7 protein-coding genes and 1 pseudogene are annotated in these 10,695 nt (G+C 71.3%); 1 reads left to right on the top strand and 7 read right to left on the bottom strand.

What is annotated here, in order from left to right; genetic code table 11:
* The 3 genes and pseudogenes from ACRDP3_RS03445 to ACRDP3_RS03435 form a co-directional block, all read right to left on the bottom strand.
* Positions 1-789: pseudogene (locus ACRDP3_RS03445) on the bottom strand (hypothetical protein); the annotation flags it as partial.
* A gap of 205 nt (positions 790-994) precedes the next feature.
* Positions 995-2,854 carry a serine/threonine-protein kinase gene (locus tag ACRDP3_RS03440; protein WP_431515302.1) on the bottom strand — a complete coding sequence of 620 codons (1,860 nt, stop codon included), beginning with the start codon at positions 2,852-2,854 and terminating at the stop codon, positions 995-997.
* 129 nt (positions 2,855-2,983) lie between these two features.
* Positions 2,984-4,690: a glycerol-3-phosphate dehydrogenase/oxidase gene (locus ACRDP3_RS03435; RefSeq protein WP_431515301.1), complete on the bottom strand. Its 1,707-nt coding sequence runs from the start codon at positions 4,688-4,690 to the stop codon at positions 2,984-2,986.
* Positions 4,691-4,963: 273 nt separating this feature from the next.
* Here ACRDP3_RS03435 and ACRDP3_RS03430 point away from each other — a divergent pair, with 273 nt between their 5' ends.
* Positions 4,964-6,226, top strand: coding sequence for a nucleotide sugar dehydrogenase (locus ACRDP3_RS03430; protein WP_431515303.1), 1,263 nt, complete (start codon positions 4,964-4,966; stop codon positions 6,224-6,226).
* Between the two features lie 5 nt (positions 6,227-6,231).
* On the opposite strand, the gene ACRDP3_RS03425 is transcribed toward ACRDP3_RS03430, so the two are convergent.
* From ACRDP3_RS03425 to ACRDP3_RS03410, 4 genes are all read right to left on the bottom strand, one after another.
* Positions 6,232-7,347, bottom strand: a complete 1,116-nt coding sequence (locus ACRDP3_RS03425; protein ID WP_431515300.1) for a GuaB3 family IMP dehydrogenase-related protein — start codon at positions 7,345-7,347, stop codon at positions 6,232-6,234.
* Between the two features lie 145 nt (positions 7,348-7,492).
* On the bottom strand, positions 7,493-9,016 hold the full coding sequence (guaB, locus tag ACRDP3_RS03420) for an IMP dehydrogenase (protein ID WP_431515299.1): 1,524 nt from the start codon (positions 9,014-9,016) through the stop codon (positions 7,493-7,495).
* Between the two features lie 53 nt (positions 9,017-9,069).
* Positions 9,070-9,654: a sigma-70 family RNA polymerase sigma factor gene (locus ACRDP3_RS03415; protein ID WP_431515298.1), complete on the bottom strand. Its 585-nt coding sequence runs from the start codon at positions 9,652-9,654 to the stop codon at positions 9,070-9,072.
* Between the two features lie 295 nt (positions 9,655-9,949).
* Positions 9,950-10,561: a response regulator transcription factor gene (locus ACRDP3_RS03410; protein WP_003948568.1), complete on the bottom strand. Its 612-nt coding sequence runs from the start codon at positions 10,559-10,561 to the stop codon at positions 9,950-9,952.
* Between the last annotated feature and the right edge of the window lie 134 nt (positions 10,562-10,695).

The following is a 10,695-nucleotide window of genomic DNA, read 5'->3' as shown; positions in this document are numbered from 1 at the left end:
GTACGCCGCGATGGCGCCGCTGCGCGGCCCACGCGGGCCGGGGCGTGGGTCGAAACCGGCGGGCAGGGCGCTGCCCGTCCAGGTCGCCGGAGAGCCGCCGGCAGCGGGTTCGGGCAATGCCGCCTGTCCGCCGTCCTGTTGGCCCGGCTCACCCTGTATGGCACCGGTCGGCCGAACCGGCATCCGGGCGTGCTCCGGGAGTGGGCTGTACCCGCACAGCGCCTCCTGCGCGGCACCGACCGCAAGACCCGTCAGCAGGGCGCGGCCGTCGTCGCAGACGAGGACCGTGTGGGAGGTGACGTTGCCGTGGGTCCAGCCGTGCGCGTGCACGGCGCGCAGGGCGGTCAGCAGATCCGCCGCGATCTCCGCCGCCCGGTGCGCGCTCAGCGACTGCTCGGCGAGGAGTGCCGCGAGCGGCGTGGCGGGCAGCAACTCGCTGACGATCCACAGCCCTTCGCCCTCGACGAAGACGTCGAAGACCTGGTCGAGCCGCGGGTGATCGGGGAGGCGGGCGGCGGCAACCGCCGCGTCGACCGCCCGCCGAACGGCGGGATCCGCGGGACGCCGGGTGGCCCGGCCGACCGAGCCACGGAACCGGGCGCCGGCACCGTCGTCGACGAACTCCGCTTCGACGACCTCCGGCAACGGCACCTGCCGTACGAGCACTTCCTGCCCGCTGGCGGTGTCGTATGCGACCGACTCGGCCAGGTAGTAGGACTCGGCGGGGGGCCGCGGCAGGCGGTAGCGGTCGGCGAGCAGCCGTCCCGCGTGATCCGCGTAGTCGTCCACGACGCCTCCCCACAAGCATGCGAGACCGTCAATTCCTCATCGCTTCCGCATCTTTGCGGACGCGTACCGGTCTGCGGTGATTCACGATACGGGCAGAAGCCGTCCGGCGCCGCCGGACGGGGGAACCGCCCGGCTTCCCGGTGGGCGGACCCCGTGGTCAGCCTGCCCGCTGCCGCTGCTCCCCCAACGTCCCCGCGACTGCGGCTCAGTCGGCGGGCTGGAACGTCTCGAACGCCGTCTTCCGCAGGGTCCGGCACTTCTTCTTGTCCCAGCCGCCGGACTCGCAGGTGATCAAGATCGCGTATCCGTGCGATTCGTCCACCTTGAAGCCACGGTTGAGCACCCGGACCCGCCGGCCGTCCTCCTTGCGCTCGAACTGCCAGTCGGCGACGGTGGGATAGTCCCGCCAGCTCACCTTCTTGATGTCTATCAGGCGGTATCCGGTGCTGTTGCCCCGTACGGCGGGCTCCAGCTTCCGCCACGTGGCGGCGGCATCGGTCAACGGGCTGCCGCTGAAGTCCACCTGGATCCTGGGCAGGCCGCCGCCGGAGTACTTGGCGCCGGAGTTCTGGCCGGCTATCCCGGTGCGCTCGAAGCCCTTGGGCATCGCCATGCTGAAGTGGAAGCGGTCGTCGGTGATCTTCGCGTAGCCGTCCGGCAGCGACGGCCCGTCGTCCTTCTCCTCGTCCTTCTCCTCGGACGCACTCGGAGTCGGGGACGGTTCGGTCTTCTCGTCGTCCTTCTTTCCGCCAGGGGGGTCCTTGTCCTTGCCCTTGCCCTGATCGGCTCCGGCTCCCGACGACGCCGCGTCCTTGCCGGCGCCACCGCCCCCGCCCCCGTCGCCTGTCACCTGGACGATGATCACCACGAGCAGTGCCAGTACGGCGGCGACGGCCACCGCCGTGACGGCCAGCGTCCGGCGCGAGAAGCGCCCCATCCGGGTCGAGAACGTCGTCACGGCACCGGGGTCGCCGCCGCCCCGCACCGGAGTCGGAGTGTCCGCGGCGGCGCCCGTCTGGGCGAGTGCCGACGGCTCGTCCCGCGCACCGCTGGCGGCAGGCCCGAGCGCCGGGACACCGTCCGCCTCGCTCTTCGTCCCCGCGTCGCCCGATGCGGTCGACGGACCCGATTCCCGGACGGCGTCGGGGACTTCGCCCTCTCCGTCCCCCGCCCCGTCCGGCACCGACGGCAGCACCGCCGTACCGTCGCCGGCCGGCGCCGCGGCCACGCCGGCGGCTGCCGCTCCGGCGGCCACGGGCTGCAACAGCGCCCGCGCGCCCTCCACATCGAGCCGCTTGTCCGGGTCCTTCATCAGCAGCCCGTAGATCGCCTCGCTCAGCTCACCGGCCTGCTCCGGCGGCGGCACCGGCTCCGTCATCACGGCCGTCAGCGTGGAGATGGCCGTGCCCTTGTCGTAGGGCGGGTGACCCTCCACCGCCGCGTACAGCAGGCCGCCCAGCGACCACAGGTCGGCGGGCGGGCCCGGCGGCTTGCCCCGCGCACGCTCCGGCGAGATGTACGAGGGCGCGCCCACCAGCATGCCCGTCGACGTCACGGACGGGTCGCCCTCGACCTTGGCGATGCCGAAGTCGGTGAGCACCACGCGGCCCGATCCGTCCTCCAGCAGCACGTTGGACGGCTTCACGTCGCGGTGCAGGATGCCTTCCTGGTGGGCGGCGCGCAGCACGTCGAGCACCGCGAGCCCGACCTCCGCCGCCCGCTGCGGCGTCAGCGGACCCTCCTGTCGGAGCTGGTCGGCCAGCGAGCGCCCCTCGACCAGCTCCATGACGATCCACGGACGGTCGTCCTCATTGACCACGTCGAAGACCGTCACCGCGCTGCCGCTGCGGATACGGGCGATCGCCTTCGCCTCCCGCATGGTGCGGGTGATCAGCCGCTGCTTCTCGTCCTCGTCGACACTCGTCGGGAAGCGGAGCTCCTTCACCGCGACCGTACGGCCCAGGATCTCGTCCTCACCGCGCCACACGGTGCCCATGCCGCCGCGGCCGAGGACGTCCCCGAGCCGATAGCGCCCGCCTACCAGCCGACCCGTGTCCTCGCTCATGAATCCCCTTGTTTCCCCTCTGCGATGAGCCCACACCCCCAGCAGAGCCTTCATTGTGAACTATGGGCCTGACAAGTCGCATACGGGGGCCGCACAGTTGTCGCACAGCTTCCGCACGGCGCGTCCCTCTCACACAGGGGCGATGTCCGGGGCGCCCAACCGGGCCGCGTCCGCCGTCAGATCGTCCGGCTGGCGCTGCGATTCGCGCTCCGCCTCGACCCGCTTCTCGTAGTGCTCGACCTCCCGGTCGACCTGGTCCGCGTCCCAGCCGAGCACACCCGCCATCAGCTCCGCGCACTCCCGCGCGCTGAGCGTCCCGCGGTCGAAGGTCTCGATGGAGATGCGGGTACGCCGTGTCAGCACGTCGTCGATGTGGCCGGCGCCCTCGTGCGTACAGGCGTAGACGACCTCCGCCTTCAGGTAGTCGTCGGCGGCGGGCAGCGGCTCGCCCAGCTTCGGGTCGGCGGCGATGAGTTCGAGTACTTCCTCGGTCAACGCGCCGTAGCGGTTGAGGAGATGCTCCACGCGCGCCACGTGCAGGCCGGTACGGGCGGCGATGCGGGCCCGCCCGTTCCACAGCGCGTGGTACCCCTCCGCGCCGACCAGCGGCACCTCCTCGGTGACGCACTCGGCGACCCGGTGGTCCAGGCCGTGCACGGCCTCGTCGACGGCGTCCTTGGCCATCACCCGGTACGTCGTGTACTTGCCGCCCGCGATCACCACCAGGCCCGGCACCGGGTGCGCGACGGTGTGTTCGCGGGAGAGCTTGCTCGTGGCCGCCGACTCACCGGCCAGCAGCGGGCGCAGCCCGGCGTACACGCCCTCCACGTCATCGCGCGTCAGCGGCACCGACAGCACCGAGTTGACGTGGTCCAGGAGGTAGTCGATGTCGGCGCTGGAGGCGGCCGGGTGCCGTTTGTCCAGGTCCCAGCCGGTGTCGGTGGTGCCGATGATCCAGTGCCGGCCCCACGGGATGACGAACAGCACGCTCTTCTCGGTGCGCAGGATCAGTCCGCTCGTGGAGTGGATCCGGTCCTTCGGCACCACCAGGTGGATGCCCTTGGACGCCTTCACGTGGAACTGCCCGCGCTCCGCGATCAGCCCCTGGGTGTCGTCCGTCCACACACCGGTCGCGTTGACGACCTGCTTGGCCCGCACCTCGTACTCGCCGCCCTGCTCCAGGTCCCGCACCCGCGCGCCGACCACCCGCTCGCCCTCGCGCAGGAAGCCCACGACCCGCGTGCGGTTCGCCGCGTGCGCCCCGTACGCGGCGGCGGTGCGCACCAGCGTGGCCACGTAGCGGGCGTCGTCCATCTGCGCGTCGTAGTACTGCAACGCACCGACCAGCGCGTCCTTCCTCAGCGCGGGTGCCACGCGCAGCGCGTGACGCCTTGTCAGGTGACGGTGGGTGGGCAGCCCGCGCCCGTGGCCGGAGGAGAGGGACATGATGTCGTACATCGCCACGCCCGACCCGGCGTAGAACCGCTCCCAGCCCTTGTGCTGCAGCGGATAGAGGAAGGGCACCGGCTTCACCAGGTGCGGCGCGATCCGCTGCAGCAGCAGTCCGCGCTCCTTGAGCGCCTCGCGCACGAGCGCGAAGTCCAGCATCTCCAGGTAGCGCAGCCCGCCGTGGATCAGCTTGCTGGACCGGCTGGAGGTGCCCGCAGCCCAGTCGAGCGCCTCGACGATGCCGGTGGACAGCCCGCGGGTGACAGCGTCCAGCGCGGTACCCGCTCCCACGATGCCACCGCCGACGACCAGTACGTCGAGTTCGCGCTCGGACATCTGCGCCAGTGCCTCGACACGCTGCTCCGGTCCCAGTGTCGCTGTCCTCACCGCTGCCTCCCGTGTGGTCGTGCTTCGTGCGTCTGGCTCGTGCGTGTGTGGTGATGACGGAACTCCGTCAGCTTTCCCCCTCGATGGTCCTCCAATTCCCTGACTTTGGCCGTGCCCCGGGCATGGCTCTGCGGGTAATCCCACATGTCCGTCTTATTGCTGATTAACCTGATATAGAGCTACGCAGTACGCATCGCCGGGGGCCGCCCCCGGACGCCGCACAAGGCATCTCCCCACCCAGCGCGGGGAGTGAGGGGAACGATGTCCGCCGTCATGCCCGCAGATCTCGCCGTCCTCGGACTCGGCCATTCGGGTCTTCCGGTGGCGCAGGCCGCCGTCGCCGCCGGCATCGGCACCATCGGCTACGACCCCGACGCACGCACCATCGCCGACCTCAACGCGGGCCGCCCGCCCGCCGACGGCGCGCTGACCGCGGCCGAGATCCGCCGCATGCTCTCCCGCGGTTTCCGTGCGACCTCCGAACCCGCCGTCCTCAGCCGCGTCCGTACGGCCGTGATCTGCGCGCCCACTCCGCTGGGGCCGGACCGCGCGCCGGATCTGACCGCCGTGCGCACCGCCGCCCACACCCTCGCCTCCCAGCTGCGCCCGCGTACCACGGTGGTACTCGAATCCGCGGTGTACCCGGGCAGCACGGAGGAAATCCTCCGGCCGCTGCTGGAGGAAGGCTCCGGCCTGCGCGCCGGACGCGATTTCCACCTCGCCTACTCACCCGCCCGCGTGGACCCCGGCAGCCGCCGCTACGGCTACGCCAACACCCCGAAGATCATCGGCGGTCTGACCCCCGCCTGCACGGAAGCGGCGGCGGCCTTCTACGGACGCCTAGCCGACAAGGTCGTACGGGCCCGCGGCCCCCGCGAGGCCGAAGCGGCCAAACTGCTCGAGACCAACTTCCGGCAGGTCAACATCGCGTTGGTGAACGAGATGGCCGTCTACTGCCACGACATCGGCGTCGACCTGTGGGACGTCATCCGGTGCGCGGAGACGAAACCCTTCGGCTTCCAGGCGTTCCGCCCCGGCCCGGGAGTCGGCGGCCACGGCGTCTCCCTCGACCCCGACCACCGTGCCCAGCACAGCCGTTCCATGGGCTACCCGCTGCGCATGGTCCAGCTCGCCCAGGAAGTCAACGGCCGGATGCCGCGCTACGTCTCCCAGCGCGCGGCCGCCCTACTCAACGAGCACGGCAAATCGGCGCGCGGCGCCCGCGTCCTGCTGCTGGGCGTCACCTACAAGCCCGACCTGGCCGACCAGGAGGGCGCACCGGCACGGGAAGTGGCCCTCCGGCTCAAGGAGCTGGGCGCCGTGCTGAGTTACCACGACCCGTACGTCATGCGATGGCAGGTCGGGGAAGCGCCGGTGCCGCGGGCCGACTTCCTCCTCGAGGCGGTGGCCGACGCCGACCTCACCGTGCTGTTGCAGCACCACCGCACATACGACCTGCAGGGCCTGGCCGCGAAGGCGCAGCTGCTCTTCGACACGAGGGGCGCCAGCCCCACGGGAGCCGCCCACCGCCTGTGACCCCGTCAGCGGCTGCGAGCCACCGTGACCTCGACGCGCTGGAACTCCTTCAGCTCCGAGTAGCCCGTCGTCGCCATCGCCCTGCGCAGCGCGCCGAAGAAGTTCATCGAACCGTCCGGGGTGTGTGAGGGCCCGAGCAGGATCTCCTCCGTCGTACCGACCGCGCCCAGGTCCATCCGCTTGCCGCGCGGCACGTCCTCGTGCACCGCCTCCATGCCCCAGTGGTGCCCACGCCCGGGCGCGTCCGTGGCGCGGGCCAGCGGGGAGCCCATCATCACCGCGTCCGAGCCGCAGGCGATGGCCTTGGACAGGTCGCCGGACCAGCCGACGCCACCGTCCGCGATCACGTGTACGTACCGGCCGCCGGACTCGTCCAGGTAGTCGCGGCGGGCCGCCGCGACGTCCGCGACGGCCGTCGCCATCGGCACCTGGATACCGAGCACGTTCCGCGTGGTGTGGGCGGCGCCGCCGCCGAAGCCCACCAGGACGCCGGCGGCGCCGGTCCGCATCAGGTGCAGCGCGGCGGTGTAGGTGGCGCAGCCGCCCACGATCACCGGGACGTCCAGCTCGTAGATGAACTGCTTGAGGTTGAGCGGCTCCGCCGCCCCCGACACGTGCTCGGCCGAAACGGTCGTGCCGCGGATGACGAACAGGTCGACACCCGCGTCGACGACGGCCTTCGAGAACTGCGCCGTGCGCTGCGGCGAGAGCGCGGCGGCCGTCACCACGCCCGCGTCGCGCACCTCCCTGATCCGCCGGCCGATCAGCTCCTCCTTGATCGGCTCGGCGTAGATCTCCTGCATCCGGCGGCTGGCGTCGCGTTCGTCCAGTTCGGCGATCTCCTCGAGCAACGGCTCGGGGTCCTCGTACCGGGTCCAGAGCCCCTCGAGGTTCAGTACGCCGACGCCGCCCAGCTGGCCGATGCGGATCGCGGTGCGCGGTGAGACGACCGAGTCCATCGGGGCGGCCATGAAGGGCAGTTCGAAGCGGTAGGCGTCGATCTGCCAGGCGATCGAGACCTCCTTCGGGTCACGCGTGCGGCGGCTGGGCACCACGGCGATGTCGTCGAAGGCGTACGCCCGCCGTCCGCGCTTGCCGCGCCCGATCTCGATCTCAGTCACCTGTGTAGCCCTTCTCGCCCTGCGCCCGTGCTGCCGGGATGCCGCTCCAGTATCGCTGACCCGCCACAACCTCCGGCCGGGTGGTCCCGCGACCCGGCCGCCCGTGGGACCACCCCCGCGCCCCCGGCCTCCAACTCCCGCCCGCTCACCGCCGCGAGTAGTTGGGCGCCTCTGTCGTCATCTGCACGTCGTGCGGGTGGCTCTCCTTCAGGCCCGCCGAGGTGATCCGCACGAACCGGCCGCGCTCCTTCATCTGCGGCACGGTCTGCCCGCCGACGTAGAACATCGACTGCTTGAGACCGCCGACCAGTTGATGCACCACGGCCCCGAGCGGACCCCGGTAGGGCACCTGGCCCTCGACGCCCTCGGCGATGAGCTTGTCGTCGCCGCTGACCTCCTCCTGGAAGTAGCGGTCCTTGGAGTACGACCTGCTCTCGCCCCGCGACTGCATCGCCCCCAGCGAGCCCATCCCGCGGTAGGACTTGAACTGCTTGCCGTTGATGAACAGCAGCTCGCCCGGCGACTCCTCGCAGCCCGCCAGCAGGCTGCCGAGCATGACCGTGTCGGCGCCCGCGACCAGGGCCTTCGCGATGTCACCGCTGTACTGCAGGCCGCCGTCGCCGATGACCGGCACGCCGGCCTCCCTGGCGGCCAGCGACGCCTCGTAGATCGCGGTGACCTGCGGTACCCCGATGCCCGCGACGACGCGCGTGGTGCAGATGGAGCCGGGCCCGACGCCGACCTTGATGCCGTCGACGCCCGCGTCGATCATGGCCTTCGCGCCGTCCCGGGTGGCGACGTTGCCACCGACGACGTCGACCGACGCGTTCGACTTGATCTTGGCGACCATGTCGCCGACCAGCCGCGAGTGACCGTGCGCCGTGTCGACGACGACGAAGTCCACGCCCGCCTCGATCAGCGCCTGCGCCCGCTCGTACGCGTCACCCGCGACACCGACCGCCGCGCCGACCACGAGCCGGCCCTCGGCGTCCTTGGCGGCCAGCGGATACTGCTCGGCCTTCACGAAGTCCTTGACGGTGATGAGCCCCTTGAGCACACCCGCGTCGTCCACCAGCGGCAGCTTCTCGATCTTGTGGCGCCGCAGCAGCTCCATCGCGTCGTTCCGCGAGATGCCCACCCGGCCGGTGACCAGCGGCATCGGCGTCATCACTTCGCGGACCTGACGGCCGCGGTCGTTCTCGAAGGCCATGTCCCGGTTGGTGACGATGCCGAGCAGCTTCCCGGCCCCGTCGGTGACCGGCACGCCGCTGATGCGGAAGCGCCCGCACAGCTCGTCGGCGTCGCGCAGCGTCGCGTCCGGGCGGGTCGTGATCGGGTCGGTGACCATGCCGGACTCGGAGCGCTTGACCCGGTCGACCTGAAGCGCCTGATCCTCGATCGACAGATTCCGGTGCAGTACGCCGACGCCGCCCTGGCGGGCCATCGCGATGGCCATCCGGGCCTCGGTGACCTTGTCCATGGCCGCGGACAGCAGCGGCACGTTCACCCTGACGTTGCGGGAGACGTACGACGCCGTGTCGATGTCCTGCGGGGCCATGTCCGACTCACCCGGCAGCAGCAGCACATCGTCGAAGGTCAGCCCGAGGGTGGCGAACTTCGCGGGCACTCCGGCCTCGACTCCGGCTGCGACTCCGTCGTTGTCCGTCATGACACCTTTCCCATGCTTGCCCGGCGTGAAAGTCCATGCTAAACGGCCCGGGCCTACTGCTCCGCCAGTGCCCGCAGCCTGCTCAGCGCCCGGTGCTGGGCGACGCGGACCGCCCCCGGCGACATTCCGAGCACCTCTCCGGTCTCCTCGGCGGTCAGCCCCACCGCGACCCGCAGCAGCACCAGCTCGCGCTGGTGCTCGGGCAGGTTCGCCAGCAGCTGCTTCGCCCACGCGGCGTCGCTGCTGAGCACCGCGCGTTCCTCCGGGCCCAGCGAGTCGTCCGGCTGCTCCGGCATCTCGTCCGAGGGCACCACCGTGCTGCCGGGTCCGCGCATCGCGGCCCGCTGCAGATCGGCGACCTTGTGCTGGGCGATGGCCACGACGAAGGCTTCGAACGGCTTGCCCCGGTCGCGGTAGCGCGGCAGCGCGCAGAGCACGGCGATGCAGACTTCCTGCGCGAGGTCGTCCACGAAGTGCCGCGCGTCGCCGGGCAGTCTGGTCAGCCGCGTACGGCAGTAGCGCAGCGCCAGCGGATGCACATGGGCGAGGAGGTCGTGGGTGGCCTGCTCGTCACCCTCCGCCGCACGCCGTACGAGTGCACTCACGACCGCGGTGTCGTCGTGCCCCTCGTCGCGCATCGGTCCATGGTGCACTTGCGTCCCGCGATCCGTCGCACCGTGCCCGTGGTTGTGCACCGAAGCGTTATGGGCAGGCGGCGCGGGGGCACTGACAGGGGCACTGACCCTCATCTCCCGCGCTCTCCCCTCACGCATGACCGACCGGTCCCCGAGGAACTTCATACTCCAAGCATGCGGCACGCGCGGGATTACCGAGCCGTGCGCACCGCCCCCGCCCTTCCCCCGGCACCCCCTGCCGGCCCGGGCGATGCGGAAACTCCCAGGCGGGGAGGGGCGGGCAGATGGCGAACGTGAGTTATCGAACCAAGCCCCAGCGGAAGCCGAGCGCCACGGCGTGCGCGCGGTCCGAGGCGCCGAGCTTCTTGAACAGCCGGCGCGCGTGGGTCTTCACCGTGTCCTCCGAGAGGAACAGCTCGCGGCCGATCTCGGCGTTGGAACGGCCGTGACTCATGCCCTCCAGCACCTGGATCTCCCGCGCGGTGAGGGTCGGCGCCGCGCCCATCTCTGCCGAGCGAAGCCGCCGGGGCGCCAGCCGCCACGTCGGGTCGGCCAGCGCCTGCGTGACCGTGGCCCGCAGCTCGGCACGCGAGGCGTCCTTGTGCAGATAGCCGCGAGCGCCCGCGGCCACGGCGAGTGCCACTCCGTCGAGATCCTCGGCCACCGTCAGCATGATGATGCGGGCGCCGGGGTCGGCGGACAGCAGCCGCCGTACGGTCTCCACGCCCCCCAGACCCGGCATCCGCACGTCCATGAGGATGAGATCGGAGCGGTCGGCCCCCCAGCGGCGGAGGACTTCCTCACCGTTGGCCGCCGTCGTCACCCGCTCGACACCGGGCACGGTCGCGACCGCGCGGCGGAGCGCTTCTCGGGCAAGCGGGGAGTCGTCGCAGACGAGGACGGATGTCATGACCGCCCTCCGCAGCTGATGCGCGTCACCTTGAGCCTCCAGGCTGTTACGAATCGTCACCTGTGCGATTGACAGCCTCGGACAAAGGTGCCCGGGCCAAGTTCCGCCAACCGCCTCCGCACACTCAACGACGG

The sequence above is a fragment of the Streptomyces sp. genome (assembly GCF_050698815.1).
GTDB lineage: Bacteria > Actinomycetota > Actinomycetes > Streptomycetales > Streptomycetaceae > Streptomyces.
Note: the sequence above shows the minus strand (reverse complement) of the source record. Positions and strands in the feature narration are given on the sequence as shown.

What these genes read in the sequence shown, in the direction of transcription:
- guaB (WP_431515299.1), bottom strand. Translation starts at nt 9,016, where the DNA reads ATGACGGACAACGACGGAGTCGCAGCCGGAGTCGAGGCCGGAGTGCCC.
- ACRDP3_RS03410 (WP_003948568.1), bottom strand. Translation starts at nt 10,561, where the DNA reads ATGACATCCGTCCTCGTCTGCGACGACTCCCCGCTTGCCCGAGAAGCG.
- ACRDP3_RS03430 (WP_431515303.1), top strand. Translation starts at nt 4,964, where the DNA reads ATGCCCGCAGATCTCGCCGTCCTCGGACTCGGCCATTCGGGTCTTCCG.
- ACRDP3_RS03415 (WP_431515298.1), bottom strand. Translation starts at nt 9,654, where the DNA reads ATGCGCGACGAGGGGCACGACGACACCGCGGTCGTGAGTGCACTCGTA.
- ACRDP3_RS03440 (WP_431515302.1), bottom strand. Translation starts at nt 2,854, where the DNA reads ATGAGCGAGGACACGGGTCGGCTGGTAGGCGGGCGCTATCGGCTCGGG.